The organism is Paenibacillus sp. SC116 (assembly GCF_024733555.1).
Lineage (GTDB): Bacteria > Bacillota > Bacilli > Paenibacillales > Paenibacillaceae > Paenibacillus_B.
Window position 1 is genome coordinate 317,027 of record NZ_JANIOF010000001.1, and the last position, 17,104, is coordinate 334,130.

Genomic DNA, 17,104 nt, shown 5'->3' on the forward strand with positions numbered 1-17,104 from the left:
AAGATAGGTATATGGTCCTTATATCTTAGGAAGGAGTTCTCATTCTCATGAAAGTTGTACTTGTAGACGATGAGAAGTTAGCACTGCATAGCTTGAACCGTCTGTTGAAGGATTATGACGATATCGATATCGTAGCTATGATTCAGGATCCGCGAGAGGCGTTGGTTCTGGCTGAGCGTAAAGCGATAGATGTTGTTTTTCTAGATATTGAAATGCCAGAAATTAATGGAATGGTTTTGGCTGAAAAGCTGATGGAGCTGCGGCCTAATCTGCGAATTGTGTTTGTGACAGCGTACAATGAATATGCGATTCAAGCTTTTGAAGTGAATGCGCTCGACTACTTACTTAAACCGGTACAGCGGAGCAGAATCGCTATCACGATGCAAAGACTCAATCAACAGCTTCAAACCGTGAACGTCGACAACAAGACCTCTACGTATTCACTATGCTGCATGCAAAGCCTATATTTGAGAGATGATCAGAATCAAGTTCATTCCTTTCACTGGCGTACGCTAAAAGCACAAGAGCTATTTGCTTATTTGCTGCTTCATCGGAGTCAAACGGTGCACAAGGATTCGATCCTCGAAGCGCTATGGTTAGATTGTAAACTAGATAAAGCTTCGAGTTTGCTGCACACGACCATGTATCAAGTGAGGAGAACGTTGAAACGGTTGAATATAGATATCCAAATTAAATATTCGGATAACGGCTATCGATTAGAGATGGGTATGATTTCATTAGATATGGATCAATGGGAACAAGAGCTGCTTGAGTCCTTACCTGTTCGTTCGGAGACACTCGATCGTCACCACAAGCTGTTTGCTCAATATAGTGGAGATTATTTGGTATCCTATGATTACATATGGGCGGAGAGCGAGCGTGAACGGCTGCGGGCGCTATGGCTTGTACTTACGACACAGCTTGCGCAGTATCATACCCAGCAAGGGCAGCTTTTTGAAGCGTTCCATCTCTATGTAAAAGCGTTGGAGCGGTATCCGTTTAATGAGGAAATTGCATGGGAAGCAATGAAGCTGCAAGCAGAATTAGGGAATACATACGAAGTGAAGAAATTGTTTGATAAACTATGTCACAGTCTATCTGATGAGCTTGGGATTGAGCCTAATGCGAATATCCAGCAATGGTATGATCAATTTATAACACGTACATAATGTGAAAAGCTGCTCATAACTTGAACTGCATTTCCCGTTGTTAGATAATGTCTAACAACGGGAAAAAGTTCAATCAGTGGGCGGTTTTTTCGTTTTCATCGTACACAGTTGGAAACATAGTTTAGAAAATGTTCAGACTTGTTATTTACAATAGGATGAGACATGTACGATAGGAGTGAGGACATTGAATCATTTAGGCCAAATTATACTTGGCTTGGTTTCTATTTGTATGGTAGTAACTTTGAACATATATTTCTCCACACTAAATCAAATTTCTATTTCTTTAACTATGATCTCATGTATGTTTATTGCATTATCATGGGGCCTTGGTAAATATATTGACATGCTGCGTTATAAAATCGAATTCGATTCCTTAACAAATGCGTACAGTCGGACTGTTGCAGTCAAACGATATCGTAAGCTTATGCGTCGAGCGAAACGAACGAATGGGGCAGTCGCGGTTTATTTCATCGATGTTGATCATTTTAAACAAATTAATGATAACTATGGTCACAACACAGGGGATAAGATGCTGCGCAAGGTTGCTGATCGTTTGCTACAGCTTCGTATACCAGAAAAAGTTGTCGTGCGCTGGGGAGGAGATGAGTTCGTTGTCATGGTGCCTTGCCAATGCGAGCATGAAGTATGGGCTTTCTATCATCTTATGGATAAGTCTATTCAATCGATATCTTATCAAGGTAACATTCAATTGTCCCTTTCGATTGGAACTGCCGTCTCTTCTCATGTAGGTGCTAGACCTAAGCAGCTAGAACAGTTAGTTGAACTGGCTGATAAGCAAATGTTGTGGAATAAGCGGAGGAAGAAGTATGAGACAACACTGGTATCCAGACACACAGCAATAGGTGGACAATACCGAAATCTATGTAGATAAATGTTAAGATGAACCTAATTTGTAATTATCTAAGTGAAAAATAGATTAAACTATTTTTCTTTCAATTATGAGCATATATTGTTACTATAGATGAGCTGGAAGAGAAGTAGGAGAGCTGCCTTTCAAGATGAAGGGGAGCTTTTTTTGATGTGAAAAGAGATTGTACAGTAATTGTTCAGTCACGAATGTTACTATATGTGTCGCTACCAGCATTTTTATACGGGGGAGTAAATTATATGGAAGAAAAGCAACAAAGCAAGTCAAATCGAAAAAGAAAGGGGGCATTGGGCAAACGAATCGGGGCACTATTGATGACTTTTGTGCTGCTTTGTGGTCAGATAATGGTTCCACTAGCATCTATTAAGGCTGCGGCTCCAACTTCAGTTGACGGAGGCACGTTCTTCGTCGATTCAGATAACTGGGGCGGCGGAGTAAGTAACTCTGCGGCTGACGGGGATTTGGATATTGGCTTGAAAAATCAAAATAAAACCGGTGATAACTATAGCAAGTATCCAGTTGAATTTAAAATCCCCAACGTAAACAAAACTCCTACAAAAAGCGCACAGCTGCTCATACGAGCATTGGATGTGGATGAATATAACGCAGCTGCGAGTAAAAATGGAGAATGGGACCGCGTCTATTTCTCTTCGAATGCTGCTGATATCGCGTTAGGTAGTCCGTATACGCCCTGGAAAACGACGGCTGACTGGAACAACAGTATTGCTGGATCGGGTATCTCTCCAAATGGAACAGGCTACAAAAAAGAGATTACCGAAGGAGCATATTTAGGTACATTGTCAGGTCAAAATGCTAAATGGAATACGACCGTATTAAATTTCAAGCCGAATGAATTTCATCGCATTACTCAAGGCGATAACTATGTAGGGATTACGATTCACCATTATTATCAAGATGTACGCCCAGATGCACCTAACACGAACTGGCAGATGACAGTGGACTGGGCTCAGCTTATTATTGATGGCGGTTCTCGTAAATCCGGTGAAATTGATAAGGCTGACTTAAAAGTAGAGCCCGGCAAAGTGACGATTGACACGAGCTTTATTCCGAAAGTACCCGGAAATTATGCGATGGAAGTCAATGTCATTGAGAAATCGAAAGTAGGTAATCAAGAGGTAGAACGAAATCTAGGTCTCTCGCAGAAACTGTTCCCAGGAGCAGACACAGGCAAGACAGAGGACTGGAGTAACATCGTTATTACTGACAGAACAATTGATCCCTCGAAAGAATACGTCGTCAATGTTATTTTGTTCGAAGATCGTGGCAATGGCCGTCAGGAAGAAGGTAACACGAATGCGGGTGAAGCTCAGCATGTTGTAACCTTCTCCACACATGATCCACTAGTGGCAGATATCTCGAAATCAGCTTATCGCTCTGCTCCGACAGCGTTCACCGCAGATGACTTCAAGTCAAAGTATTTCAAAATAAACGGTGGCGCACCTAACGGAGACAACTTGCAAAGCGTGAAGATTGTAACGCTGCCAGATCCGGCAAAAGGGCAGCTTCAATTAAACGGTGTGGCGGTAACGGCTAATCAGCTGATTCCATTAAACGAGTTGGACAAACTTACATTTGTACCAGTAGCAGCTGGGTTTGACGGTACGGTTGAGTTCTTGTGGAATGGATACAACGGGACAAAGTTTGCTGTAGAAAATGCTAAGGTTACTGTCAACAGTTCCCCTGAAGTAAAGGATATTCGCAAAGTCATGAAAGCAGGGGATGCGGAGCTTCCATTTACGAATGCGGGAGATTTTGCACCGAATTATATTGATCCAGGTAATGAGCCGCTTGAAAAAGTGCGCATCGACACACTGCCTGATCCTATAAAAGGGAAGCTGGCTTTAGTTCCTTCCTCTGGTCCAGCAGTAGATGTTGCTGTAGGCCAAGAAATTACAGCGGCTGACCTTGATCGACTCAAGTTCATTCCAGCGCCAAATGCTGAGGGTGTTGTCGATTTCAAGTGGAGCGGTTCTGATGGACTGCAATATTCGCTCGAATCGAAGACGGTAACGATTGTAATAAATACACCGCCTGTTGTAGGTATTGTTAATAAGTCGGGCACAATTGGTTCAACGATTAGCTTTACAACAGCAGATTTTTCAGCAATACCTGCTTATACGGATAAAGACGGTGACCCATTAGAGCAAGTTCAAATTATGGTTCCGGCTGATTTAGGAAGCAAGGGAAGATTGAAATATACGTCCAGCGTAACTGGAGCGGTCTATCTCAATCCTGGCAGTACGGCGACATTGACGGCAGCAGAGTTGGGCAGCTTGCAATTCGAAACGTCTCCTACATTGCCAGATGGCAGCATCGTATCCATCCCATGGCATGGATTTGACGGTATGCATCAATCAGAGCAACCAGGAAGCATCAATATTTCTTACAACGGTATTCCTGTAGCAGAATCCGTAACAGTGGAAGCAAATGAAGGTCAACCTTCTGTTTCTATCGTCTTGCGTGGAACGGACCGTGAGAGCGTAACAGGAATTACGTACGGGATTATCACCAATCCCAAAAACGGATCTTTGACGAAAGACCCATCTGATCCGACAGGCGCGACTTGGATTTATACACCAAATCCTGGCTTTACATTTGGTCAAGATAACTTTACATACATGGTGACTGACCAAGATGGAAATACGAGCGTATCACCTGGAACTGTAGCCATTACACTCTATAAGGCGCTGAATGGATGGACAGGAAATAAGCAAGAAGGCGATTCGGAACCAGCTAAGGCGATCCCAAATCAGCCATTGAAACTTTCTGCTGTTAGTTCTATTGCAGCCGAAGGAGTAACAGCAACTGTAAATGGTACTTCCGTTTCGCTCACACTCAGCAATCCAAATACATGGGCTGCAGACGGATTTAAAAAATGGGAAAGCATGGATTACATCGTTCCTGCAAACGTAATCGGAGGGCAGCATGCGGTCACGTATGTAGCGGTTAATGGAGCAGGCGCTGTAGTACAGACAGAAGCGGTGGACAAGCTTGCTGATAATGACTTTAAGGTGGCAACATCGAACCTTACGCTTACAGCTAATCCAGCCAGCATTTTGGGAGACGGTAAGTCTTCCACTGTATTATCGGCGAAGCTGCAAGATGAGAACGGTAAACCTATTGCGGGTGTTGAAGTTGTATTTAGCGCTCCAGGGAATACGGGTCAATTCGTTGGCGGAAACAAAGCGATAACAAATGCAGATGGTATTGCGCAAGTAACGTATCAATCTGCAAGGATTACTGGTGTAGCTCCACAAGAGATTCCGCTTAAAGCAGTCGTAAACGACACCAAACTTGGATTGTCTGCTGAAAAGGAAATTAAGATCACGTTCATGCCGGCTTCCATTAAAGGCCTTGTGACGTCAAGTGACAGCAATAAGCCAGTGGCAGGTGCAAGTGTTAGAGTAACGCTTGATCTGAACGGTGATGGTGTAATTACACCAGGAGTTGACTTTGATCAAACCGTAATAACGGATCAAGATGGCGCGTATAGCGTCATAGTTCCTAAAGGCGATGTGACCTATGATTTAACGGTCACACAGCATGTTATGATCGGCGGCGTATCAACGCCAGTTAGCTACAAGCAAAAGGCGCCAGTTGGCGAGGTAACTGGCGCAGGCAATCAAAGCTTTGATTCGGACAGAACGGCTACTGGTATCGTATTGTTCAAGCAGCCGAACGGCAGCACATCTGTGCTTGCTCCAGAAGTTCTTAACAAAGCTAGCGTTTATTTGAAGAAACAGGATGGCACATATGTGATGCACAATGGAGCGCCAAAAGCGTTTCCACTGCAAGGGCAAGGCGTATTTAATGCTGATGGTATCGCAATCGGTGAATATGAGCTAGAGGTGCGTTACGAAGTGGCGCCTGGCCAATCCATTATTGTGAGCCGTGGTCCTGTAAAAGTATCGGCATCCGGAGAAATGAATATTTCAACAGAGTTGGTCGATCCATACGGCACGATCACAGATGCAGTTACGAATAAAGTAATTGAAGGTGCGAAAGTCACGCTTCAATACGCGAATACTCCTAGAAATATCGCGAAAGGACTTGTACCTGGACAAGGTGTCAAGCTGCCTGCAATTGCAGGATTTGAACCTAATGATAACGCAAGTCCAGAACAATTGAGCGATGCAAATGGCTTCTATGCTTACATGGTGTATCCAGAAACCGATTATGTACTGGTCGTTACGAAGAGGGGTTATGAATCTTATACGAGTCCAGTGTTGTCTGTTGAACGAGAAATCGTGAGGCATGATCTAAAGCTAAAGCCGATCAACAGCAATAATAGCAGTAACAACAATAATAATAACGGCGGCGGTACTTCGACACCGGATCCAACACAGAAGCTTGCGCTTCAAATGGAGATCGATAAGAACAAAGTAAAAGAAGGGGAGAAATCCCATCTGACGATTAGTTATAAAAACGTTTCTACAAGCTCTATTCCTTCTGCGGAAGTTCGTATCATACTTCCAGAAGGTGTTGTCGTTGTAGATGCTGCTGGCGGAGTTGTAACTGGAAATACAATTGTATGGAAAGTATCTAATATTTCCGGCGGCAAAGGCGATACCTTCAAACCTGTGATTCAATGGCCGCAAATGAATGCAGCGGACACGATCTTCGACATTCACGGTGAATTTGCTGTTAACGGTAATAACGATAATAAAGCCAAAGCAGTAATTAAAGTGAACGTGTTCTCTGATCGCTTCGGCACACTTAAGCATCCGCGTTACATTGTTGGTTTCCCAGATAAAGAGTTCAAACCGAATGGATTTTTGACTCGTGCGGAGCTTGCGGCCATCGTAGCCCGCCTCACAGAGCCAGGTGGTGTTAGTAACGACAAACTATCTTATACAGATATTCGTTCAGGACACTGGGCAACCAACTCGATAAAAATTGCAACGAAACATGGCTATTTCAGCGGATACAAGGACAACACATTCCGTCCAGATGCACCAGTAACGCGCGGCGAGCTTGCTTCGGTTATGGCTCGTTTCTTGAAGCTTGACGTGTATGCGCCAGTAACGCATCATTTTACAGATTCGTCTGAGCACTGGTCAGGCAACACGATCGAAGCGCTATATCGTGGCAAGTTCCTAGGCGGATATACAGATGGTACGTTTAAACCATCTCAAACTATTAATCGCGTTGAAGCTGTTACGATGATTAACCGTATGTTGTACCGCGGTCCGTTGAAAGGACTTACTCCTTTATTCCCTGACATGCCGACAAGCCATTGGGGCTTTGGCGATGTACAAGAAGCAACTGTATCGCATGAATCGACACGCAACGATGATGGCAGCGAAACGTGGAAAAGTACGTTGATCAGCCGAATTAAGTAAAAACGTAAGGTAAAATCATAACTTGAGAATGAGTACACATCCGGCAGTGATTGGAAGTGCAATCACAGTGTAATATTCACAAATGATGAATCTCGTGTTTACTTCAAGGACGTCCCTTCATAAATGGAGGGACGTTTTTTGTGCGAGGGGGCTGCTGCTTAAATAAAAGTGATGAGGACAAAAGTGCAGCTATTTTGAGCAGAAAACGCCATTTTGCGAAAATAAGGACACATATGCAGTTATTTTGTTCAATTATGCTCTCAAATTGGAAATGAGACAAAAATAACTGTATTTTTGCGGATAATGACTCGAATCCGTACACTTGCAGATAAAATAACTGCATTTTTGTCTCTAATCTTAACTCGGAACTTTCTAGTACTAATTAATGAAGCTTAGATTCTGCCTAAGCAGTAGCCGCAATGCTAGAGACATGGGGAAAGCATTACGTTTGTAGGATTAAAGGCTCATTAGAACTGCTACTTTACCGTCGGAGCACATAATGTCCATGTTGTGCGTCATATTTTGTATATATGGTTGATTGTGAGAGGAGAGAGGAGTGGATGCCTCATGAATGATATCCCCCATCAACATAGAAAGATGCCGATTCCACAACCGATTCGCAGCGATGGAGCGGGTGCAACCGATTTGGGACCTCGAAACATCATGCTTGATAGGCAAAATCCGGATATGCTTGTACCGCCAGCGACCGATGCGGGAACCATGCCTAATATGAGATTTTCTTTCTCTGATGCGCCGATGCAGTTGAATCATGGGGGATGGTCGCGCCAAGTAACGATTCGGGAACTGCCAATCGCAACGACGATAGCAGGAGTAAATATGCGTCTGACTCCAGGCGGTGTGCGTGAGCTGCATTGGCATACACAAGCGGAATGGTCCTTTATGATTCTAGGCAGAGCGCGTATTACGGCGGTCGATCAAGACGGTCGCAATTTTATCGCGGATGTTGGGCCAGGAGACTTATGGTATTTCCCACCTGGAATCCCTCATTCCATTCAAGGATTAGAGGAAGGCTGCGAATTTCTACTCGTTTTTGACGATGGGCATTTTTCTGATTTCGACACATTATCGATTTCGGATTGGTTCGCGGACACTCCCAAGGATGTCTTATCCGCTAATTTTGGAGTGCCAGAAAGTGCTTTTGCAAACATCCCCAAAGAACAGCGATATATATTCCAAGCAGCAGTGCCCGGACCTATCGAAACGCAAGCAGTTCCTGATCCATTCGGTACAGTACCAAAAACGTTTGCTCATCGGCTGCTAGCACAAACGCCATTAATTACACCGGGTGGCAGTGTTCGAATCGTGGATTCTACCAATTTTCCGATATCGATTAAGATTGCAGCAGCATTGGTAGAAGTCAAACCGGGAGCGATGCGTGAACTGCATTGGCACCCCAATAATGATGAATGGCAATATTACCTGTCAGGAACGGGTCGTATGACGGTATTTGCAGCTAATGGGGTTGCGCGTACGTTTAACGTGCGAGCTGGTGATGTGGGGTATGTACCGTTTGCTAATGGTCACTATGTGCAAAATACGGGCGAGCAAAGTCTTTGGTTTCTTGAAATATTTAAGAGTGATCGATTTGCGGATGTATCCTTGAATCAATGGATGGCGTTAACGCCGCATCAACTTGTAGCGGATAATTTACATGTAGGGCCTGAGTTAATAAATGCTTTGCGCAAAGAGAAGTATCCTGTCGTGAAGTATCCTGGATTTTCATATTATCCAAAGAAAGAGAAATAAAATCACTCAAGATGAAAGAGCCGCTGGGAAACCTGCGGCTTATTTGTTAGTATATACGCAAGTGCTAGAATTTCGAGATGAATAGTAATGTACCACAAAAGTGATGGGGGTAACCATTTGCAAATCACGTGGCACGAAGAAACCAAGCATTTATCGGATGTACTGAAAAATGAAAAGATTCATAGCTGTTTAGTGAGTAGAGACGGAGTTCTTGTATTTCAACACTTTAAAAATAGCAAGTCTGAGAAGAAACTACATAAAATCAATTCATGCACGAAAAGCTTTACTTCCTGCTTGATTGGCATTGCAAAGGATCAGGGATTGATTCCCGAGCTATCGATTCCGATCATTGAATTTTTCCCCGAATTAAGACGAAGCAGCGATTCTAGAAAGCAGCTGATTACGATCGATCATCTTCTTACGATGAGTGCAGGCTTCGATTGGCCAGAGATGACTGAGTGGGATGGCTGGCCCGAAATGATTCATAGTCCAAACTGGATTAGATTTGTGCTGGAGCGGCCACTTATAAGTGAGCCTGGCGAATCTATGAATTATAACTCCGGCTGCAGTCAGTTACTAACTGCCATTTTACAAAAAGTAACGAATGTTAGTGCGAATGAATTTGCGGATAAGCATTTGTTTGCTCATTTGCAGTTTAATAATTACATTTGGCATGATGATCCGCAAGGAATTCGTATAGGCGGCTTTGGTATACATCTTTCTGTACAAGATATGCTCAAATTTGGACAGCTGTATTTGAACAAGGGAAAATGGGGCAAGAAGCGGCTCATCAGTGAAGAATGGATTTCGTTAACGACCCGACCTGAATATTTAACTTACAAAAAACTCGGGTACTACGGCAGACATTGGTGGGTTTCAGAGACTGCGGCTGGGGAGCCATTTTATTATGCACTGGGCATGGGTGGAAATTATATTTGTGTAGTGCCATCCAAAGGCATCGTCATTGCGATTACGAATGATACTTATGGAGATGCATTAGTTCCTCTTGATATCATTAAAAGAATATTGTCTTTAGAAGGGTGTTAATGGGTACATTCAGAGGGTGAAATTATGAAATGTTATATATGATATACTGAATGCTGGTGGGAGGTGTATCATGCAAAAGTCAATCGTAGTTTATTATCTTACCGATAAGAAGAATAACGTAAGTGAATTAAACCAACTCTTGCAAGAGGGATGGAAGGTTGTCTCTCAGAGTGCTATGTCAGGTGCAGGTGGTGGTGGAGCAGTTTATTCACTTGTTATATTAGAGAAAAATTAGGAAACCACGCTCTGGTATTTATTGCCACTAACGGGAAACGATGTTTAACTAACCGCCTTTTTTCAAAGGGCGGTTTTCTTTTGGGATTAAAACAACATTAAGATGTAACACAGCCACTATTTATATGATGTTAGTTAACTTATAAGTTTGTTGACATCTCCATGCTGTAGTTGAAAAGTGCTGGGATATAATATAAAATACGATCATATGATAGAATGTTCTATCATTTTATATAACATATCGTACGAAAGCAGGGATCCAAAGTGAGTAATGCCAGGTCTGTCGCTAAGGAGAATAGGCTAAATGCGATACTAGATGCGGCAACGGAGATCTTGGTCAACAAACCGACCGCTTCTATGAATGATATTGCAGATTTTGCAGGTATCGGAATTGCTACACTGCACCGTTATGTAGAAAACAGAGAGCAATTGTTTGTACAGCTGGCGTTACGCTCGATCAAGGTTGTAGGAGAAATACTTAGCCACATTTCGAAAGATGATGAACATATTGAAACCTACATCCCAACCGTAGTTGAAGAGCTTATTCCTTATGGAGATAAGATACATTTTCTTATTCAAGACCACCAGTTTTTCTGCAATGAAGAAATACTTGAGGCTGAAGCCAGAATATTGGAGCCAATAAAAGAAGTAATTGAAACCTTGCAGCAGCGGGGAAGTATTCGGCAGGATATGAGCAGCGAATGGATATTGAATGTGTTCTACTCCATACTCATTTTGACGTGGCAGCAAGTTCAAAGTGGGCATGTTGCCAAGCGTTCAGCTGCAAAGTTAGTCATTGATACATTATTCCATGGGGTTAAGGCAGCAGTGCCGACACAGTAAACCTAATGAGCCAGCTCCTATTTAAAACGTACTTCTTCAAACTTAGTTTTCCATTTATTCGCCTAAAACGACCTACATCATGATCAGTCAGCGGCAGTATATCAAATGAATCTTGTACGTAAACCATTCGGAAAGGATGTTTATGATGATAAGAGAATCCGGATATATTCCTCAACCCAAATCATATGGACCGCTCGGCAACTTGCCTTTAATTAATAAAGATACTCCTATTTTGTCCCTTGGAGAGCTGGCCGAACAATACGGACCCATCTATCGGTTTAAATCGCCAGGCTTATCTACGCTGATGGTGTCTGGTCATAAGCTAGTAGCTGAACTGTGCGATATTACGCGATTTGATAAGTATCTTGGTAAAGAGCTGTTAAATGTCCGTGCCTTTGGTGGCGATGGCCTATTTACGAGCTGGACGAATGAGCCGAACTGGAAAAAGGCTCACAATATCCTTCTTCCTACGTTCAGCCAGCAAGCGATGAAAGGCTATCACACGATGATGGTTGATATTGCTTCACAGCTCGTTCAGAAATGGGCGCGATTGAATCCGAATGACACCATTGATGTGGCGGACGATATGACCCGTCTCACTCTCGATACGATTGGACTGTGTGGGTTCAATTATCGATTTAACAGTTTCTATAGAGAAGAGCATAGCCCGTTTATTTTGAGTATGGTGCGTGCGTTGAATGAAGCAATGCGGAGAAGCAATCGGATTGAGCTTCAAAACATGTTGATGGTGAAGACGAAGAAACGATACGAAGAAGACATCAAAACGATGTTTACCTTAGTAGACAAAATAATTGAAGAACGAAAGACAAGTGGCGGATCTGGGGAGATTGACCTGCTCGCACGCATGCTGGAAGGAAAAGATCCTGATACAGGAGAACAGCTGGATGTTGAGAATATCCGATACCAAATCATTACGTTTCTTATTGCGGGGCATGAGACGACAAGCGGTTTATTATCGTTTGCGCTTTATTATTTGCTGAAAAATCCAGACACACTGAAAAAGGCGTACCAAGAAGTCGATCAAGTGCTCACGAGCCCAACAACAACTTATGAACAAGTCATTCAACTGAAATATATTCGCATGGTGTTAAATGAAGCTCTGCGCTTATGGCCTACAGCACCAGGCTTTGAGGTGTCCGCACGAGAAGATACCGTGTTGGGCGGCGAATATCCGTTGAAAAAAGGGGACACCCTTGTCGTACTTCTGCCACAGCTTCATCGGGACAAAGATGCATGGGGAGCGGATGCAGAACAGTTCCGTCCAGAGCGATTTGAGGATCCGGCAAAAGTACCGACCCATGCGTTCAAGCCATTTGGCAATGGCGAGCGGGCATGTATAGGCATGCAATTTGCGCTTTATGAAGCGACGTTAGCGCTCGGGATGATTCTCAAACATTTTGAAATGATAGACCATCATAATTATCAGTTAAAAATAAAGGAAACGTTAACGCTTAAACCCGACGACTTCAGCATTCGAGTTAAGCAGCGGGAAGGTGTGCAGCATGCAAGTATGCCGTCTCATCAACGGATGGTAGCGGAAGAGACGGTTACTCCTGGACCGAATGCAGGTGAACATCTCAAGACAGGGGTTGTTACTCGTACGGATGCCGCTTCGTCCTCTTTACTTGTGCTTTATGGCTCCAATTTAGGCACGGCAGAAGGGATAGCGAGAGAACTAGCAAATACGGCTCGTTCATTCGGAGTAAATGCTGAGGTTGCTTCCTTACATGAATCAATCGGCAAACTGCCGAAAGAAGGGGCTGTTATCATCGTTACCGCCTCTTATAACGGCAAACCACCGAGAAATGCGGCACAGTTTGTAAAATGGCTGGAAGAAGTAGAAGATGGCGAGCTTGAAGGTGTGCAATATGCTGTATTTGGCTGTGGAGATCGCAATTGGTCTAATACGTATCAGAATGTACCTCGATTTATCGACGAGCAGCTTGCACGCAAAGGGGGCAAACGGATCTCGTCTCGTGGTGAGGCAGATGCCGGCGGTGATTTTGATAAGCAATTGGAACAATGGCGCGAAACACTGTGGACGGATGTTAGAAAGGTTTTGGGCATAAATGAAGTCTCTGTTGCTGAATCTGTCCGGAATGCACTCCATGTTCAGTTCGTTAATAGACCAGCTGCTGAGCCACTTGTGCGGACATATGATGCAGTTTATGCAACCGTGTTGGATAATCGTGAACTTCAATCGGCAACTAGTGAGCGGAGTACAAGGCATATTGAGATACAATTGCCAGAGGGGGTTGAATATTGTGAAGGTGATCATCTAGGGGTGCTGCCGCGTAACAGTAAAGAAAATGTGGATCGGGTGCTGCGAAGATTCCGACTCGAAGGGGACTCTCAACTGGTGCTAACTACAAACGGTCTAGACCTGTCTCATCTTCCTATGGATCATCCGGTAAATGTTCGGGATTTACTCAGCCGCAACGTCGAAATGCAGGAGCCCGCTACTCGGGCCCAAATACGAGAGCTTGCAGCTCACACGGTATGCCCGCCACACCAACGAGAGTTGGAAGCTTTGTTAGAAGAGGATGTCTATAGGGAGCAAGTGCTGAGCAAACGACTTTCGATGTTAACACTGCTAGAAAAATACGAAGCTTGTGAGCTACCATTTGTGAAATTTCTAGAGCTGCTCCCTCCGCTTAAACCGAGATATTATTCGATATCAAGTTCGCCGAAAAAATATCGGGATAAAACGAGTATAACGGTAGCGGTTGTAAATGGGCCAGCTAGGTGCGGCAATGGCGAATATAAAGGTGTTTCTTCCACTAACTTGGCTTCAAGTAAGCCCGGTGAGGAATTACTTATATTCGTTCGGACGCCTGAATCTGGATTCCAACTGCCTGAAGACCCAGCGGTTCCTATCGTGATGGTTGGTCCAGGAACAGGGTTAGCCCCGTTCCGAGGTTTCTTACAAGCTAGAGCTGCGCTTAAAGAGAGCGGCGTCACGATGGGAGAAGCCCATCTATATTTCGGCTGCAGAAATGAAACGGACTTTATTTATCGTGAAGAGCTGGAGCAATATGAAAGGGATGGCGTTGTAACGCTGCACACTGCATTTTCTCGTATAGAAGGGCACGGCAAAACCTATGTGCAGCATTTGATGGAACGGAACGCATCGGAAATCATCCAAATGGTGAATGGAACAGGGCGATTATATATTTGCGGGGACGGTAGCAACATGGCGCCAGATGTTGAAGCTATGCTGCGACAAGCTTATTGCCATGCAGTGGGAGTGGGAGAGAAAGAAGCCATCGATTGGATGAATCAACTTCAAGCAGAAGGGCGTTATGCGAAAGATGTCTGGGCGTCGGCATAATGTTGCACTTTAAACTTCATTTTAATATGATTGCCAAGGCTGTCAATTTATTGACAGCTTTTTTGTTTAAAGTATAAATAAAAGGCCAGACTAACCTTGGGCAATGATAGCGAGCAGCACGCAGGATGAAGGAATACAAGTATTTGCACACAAATGCTTATATGTAGTACAGCTTATAAATAATACTGTAAATCTGTTGAAAATTTATTCATAAATTTGTGAATTGTTTATATGTAAGCGTTATCATATAATATAGCTATCCGATGAAAAGGAGTGACTCCACTATGCATATTCAAGCAGCAATTGTGAACGAAAAGGGTGGCAATATTACAATAGAGAATGTTCAGCTCCAGCCTCCGAAATCTAACGAAGTGCTCATAAAACTTGTAGGTACAGGCATTTGCCATACGGATATCGGCGTCCAGCTTCAGCATACACCCACTCCATTGCCAATCGCACTCGGTCATGAGGGCGCAGGTATTATTGAGCAGCTAGGTCCGAATGTAACTGACTTTGAAGTGGGTGACCATGTTGTTATTTCATTCTCTTATTGCGCAAAATGCAAAAACTGTCTCGAAGGTCATCCAGCGAGCTGCGATCATTTTGGTGAGCATAATTTTGGCGGTCATTTGCTTGATGGGACAAGCCGTCTTACAAAAGAGAATGAAGAAATTGCTACGCTTTTTGGACAATCCTCCTTTGCAACGTATGCCGTTGCACATGTAAATAATGTTGTGAAAGTTGATAAAGATCTGGACCTATCGCTGCTCGGCCCACTTGGATGCGGCATCCAAACAGGTGCAGGTACTGTGTTGAACAAACTTAAGCCTGAGATTGGAGATTCTATCGTCATTTTTGGCTGTGGTGGAGTTGGATTAAGCGGGATCATGGGTGCCGCGATTACGGGAGCAAAGACCATTATTGCGGTAGATATTGTGCCTAGTCGGCTTGAACTAGCGAAGGAACTAGGTGCTACACATGTCATAAACGGCAAGGAGCAAGATGCGAAAGAAGAAATTATTCGAATCACTGGCGGCGGTGCAGATTACGTTCTGGAAGCGACAGGTGTTCCTGCATTAATTCTGCAAGCGATTCGCAGTCTTCGTGCACGTGGGACGATGGCATCGGTTGGAGTAGGCCCTGACGTGACGTTAAATATACTTGAAGAATTAATTATGTATAATCGAACGTTGATGGGTGTGGTGGAGGGAGATTCTATTCCGAAGCTGTTTATTCCTCAATTAATTGAATATTACAAACAGGGCAGATTCCCATTTGATAAATTGATAAATAAGTACAAATTCGAGGAAATTAATGAGGCTATCGCAGATATGAAGAGCGGCAAAACAGTGAAGCCGGTTGTTATATTTGAATAAGGATGGCTCTGTTTCTTAGTGGCTCGGCAACTGGTGCATCTTAGGGTGCACTAGCTAGCAAACGCTTTAAGTACAGGCTGACAGCATCCCGAAGAATATTAAGTTTTAATCCATTGCGTAAAATGCAGTAGCGGTTATTCAAGAAATTTAATTGAAATTTAAATAAGTATGTAATAAGAACGTGTCGATTCGATCGGCACGTTCTTTGGTTTTTTAAGAGCTAACATGGGTGTAGTTAGAATAAACTACTTTCAAGTTTAACGTAACTAAAGTTGCTGACATAACTCAAGTTGTTTAACATAACACTTCCACGGTAAATCCACCTGGTGCTTTAACATAAAAGGTATAGCCATGCCATCTTTGAGGTGGCTCCACGTCAAATCCATCTTCTTTCAATCGTTGGTTCAGCTCATCTACCTGCTCCTCATTTTCCTGCATGAATCCGATATGAAACGTACTAGGGTAATTCACTTTACCGCCTTTCATTAAGGTAAGTACCATACCGTTGTCGTCTGACAGGAATGCAAATCCATCACCACGTGTTCCCTGCGTTAAAAGCCCAAAATACTTCTCTAAAAATTCGCTAGTCGCTATCACATCGGTGACTGTGAGGTTAAGGTGATTTACTTTCATAAGAGACACTTCCTTTGCAGTTTTGGATGAATACCTATTCTGGCTTTTTGATCATAGCAAATTCATGCAAGTGCTAAGGTTGTAGAGTCTGAGTAGTTACATTCCTTGATCGAACTCGTGCATGTTCTTGAAGCTTGAATAGGAGGGGGATTAAAGTGAATGTCGTACACATCTTGTTTTTGGTGAGTCTGATTACGGCAGCTTAAAGGCCGCTCGTAAAAATAGCAATGAGTATCAACAAGATCAAATTATCTGTATTTCAGAAAACTCTCTCAATCGGCCCAATTAAGTGGTGGGTGACAGCGAGCATTGTATCAGTGACACGTATTTGGCTATTCGGATACGCCAGATGATTGATCAAGGTGAGCTTAGTTATCGAGGAAATTTAGAATTGCTTAGTGGCTTTGAAATTCGATTAAATTAGCGGCTTA

The 17,104-nt window shown here is 43.4% G+C and carries 11 protein-coding genes; 10 read left to right on the plus strand and 1 reads right to left on the minus strand.

Going from position 1 to position 17,104, the window contains the following annotated elements:
• The first annotated feature begins 47 nt into the window (after window positions 1-47).
• From NQ117_RS01140 to NQ117_RS01180, 9 genes are all read left to right on the plus strand, one after another.
• A complete protein-coding gene (locus NQ117_RS01140) occupies window positions 48-1,169 on the plus strand; it encodes a response regulator (protein ID WP_258276197.1) in 1,122 nt (373 codons plus the stop codon).
• A 184-nt stretch (window positions 1,170-1,353) separates the two neighbouring features.
• On the plus strand, window positions 1,354-2,061 hold the full coding sequence (locus NQ117_RS01145; protein WP_258276198.1) for a GGDEF domain-containing protein: 708 nt from the start codon (window positions 1,354-1,356) through the stop codon (window positions 2,059-2,061).
• A 236-nt stretch (window positions 2,062-2,297) separates the two neighbouring features.
• Window positions 2,298-7,421: an S-layer homology domain-containing protein gene (locus NQ117_RS01150; RefSeq protein WP_258276199.1), complete on the plus strand. Its 5,124-nt coding sequence runs from the start codon at window positions 2,298-2,300 to the stop codon at window positions 7,419-7,421.
• Between the two features lie 567 nt (window positions 7,422-7,988).
• Window positions 7,989-9,188, plus strand: a complete 1,200-nt coding sequence (locus tag NQ117_RS01155; protein ID WP_258276200.1) for an oxalate decarboxylase family bicupin — start codon at window positions 7,989-7,991, stop codon at window positions 9,186-9,188.
• Between the two features lie 117 nt (window positions 9,189-9,305).
• Complete coding sequence (locus NQ117_RS01160; protein WP_258276201.1) at window positions 9,306-10,235, plus strand: serine hydrolase domain-containing protein; 930 nt, start codon at window positions 9,306-9,308, stop codon at window positions 10,233-10,235.
• 70 nt (window positions 10,236-10,305) lie between these two features.
• The gene (locus tag NQ117_RS01165; protein WP_258276202.1) at window positions 10,306-10,470 is read left to right on the plus strand and encodes a hypothetical protein; all 165 of its coding nucleotides are present in this window, start codon (window positions 10,306-10,308) and stop codon (window positions 10,468-10,470) included.
• A 263-nt stretch (window positions 10,471-10,733) separates the two neighbouring features.
• Window positions 10,734-11,312 (plus strand): TetR/AcrR family transcriptional regulator, encoded by a 579-nt coding sequence (locus NQ117_RS01170; RefSeq protein WP_258276203.1) that lies wholly within the window; start codon window positions 10,734-10,736, stop codon window positions 11,310-11,312.
• A 136-nt stretch (window positions 11,313-11,448) separates the two neighbouring features.
• Window positions 11,449-14,664 carry a bifunctional cytochrome P450/NADPH--P450 reductase gene (locus NQ117_RS01175; protein ID WP_309137838.1) on the plus strand — a complete coding sequence of 1,072 codons (3,216 nt, stop codon included), beginning with the start codon at window positions 11,449-11,451 and terminating at the stop codon, window positions 14,662-14,664.
• A 284-nt stretch (window positions 14,665-14,948) separates the two neighbouring features.
• Window positions 14,949-16,040 carry an NAD(P)-dependent alcohol dehydrogenase gene (locus NQ117_RS01180; protein WP_258276204.1) on the plus strand — a complete coding sequence of 364 codons (1,092 nt, stop codon included), beginning with the start codon at window positions 14,949-14,951 and terminating at the stop codon, window positions 16,038-16,040.
• 294 nt (window positions 16,041-16,334) lie between these two features.
• On the opposite strand, the gene NQ117_RS01185 is transcribed toward NQ117_RS01180, so the two are convergent.
• The gene (locus tag NQ117_RS01185) at window positions 16,335-16,673 is read right to left on the minus strand and encodes a VOC family protein (RefSeq protein WP_258276205.1); all 339 of its coding nucleotides are present in this window, start codon (window positions 16,671-16,673) and stop codon (window positions 16,335-16,337) included.
• 292 nt (window positions 16,674-16,965) lie between these two features.
• On the opposite strand from NQ117_RS01185, the gene NQ117_RS01190 reads away from it, so the two are divergent.
• Complete coding sequence (locus NQ117_RS01190) at window positions 16,966-17,097, plus strand: DUF3658 domain-containing protein (protein ID WP_258278124.1); 132 nt, start codon at window positions 16,966-16,968, stop codon at window positions 17,095-17,097.
• The last annotated feature ends 7 nt before the right edge of the window (window positions 17,098-17,104 follow it).

Coding starts and splice junctions, on each gene's coding strand:
- NQ117_RS01140 (WP_258276197.1), top strand. CDS start 48: ATGAAAGTTGTACTTGTAGACGATGAGAAGTTAGCACTGCATAGCTTG.
- NQ117_RS01185 (WP_258276205.1), bottom strand. CDS start 16,673: ATGAAAGTAAATCACCTTAACCTCACAGTCACCGATGTGATAGCGACT.
- NQ117_RS01155 (WP_258276200.1), top strand. CDS start 7,989: ATGAATGATATCCCCCATCAACATAGAAAGATGCCGATTCCACAACCG.
- NQ117_RS01180 (WP_258276204.1), top strand. CDS start 14,949: ATGCATATTCAAGCAGCAATTGTGAACGAAAAGGGTGGCAATATTACA.
- NQ117_RS01165 (WP_258276202.1), top strand. CDS start 10,306: ATGCAAAAGTCAATCGTAGTTTATTATCTTACCGATAAGAAGAATAAC.
- NQ117_RS01150 (WP_258276199.1), top strand. CDS start 2,298: ATGGAAGAAAAGCAACAAAGCAAGTCAAATCGAAAAAGAAAGGGGGCA.
- NQ117_RS01175 (WP_309137838.1), top strand. CDS start 11,449: ATGTTTATGATGATAAGAGAATCCGGATATATTCCTCAACCCAAATCA.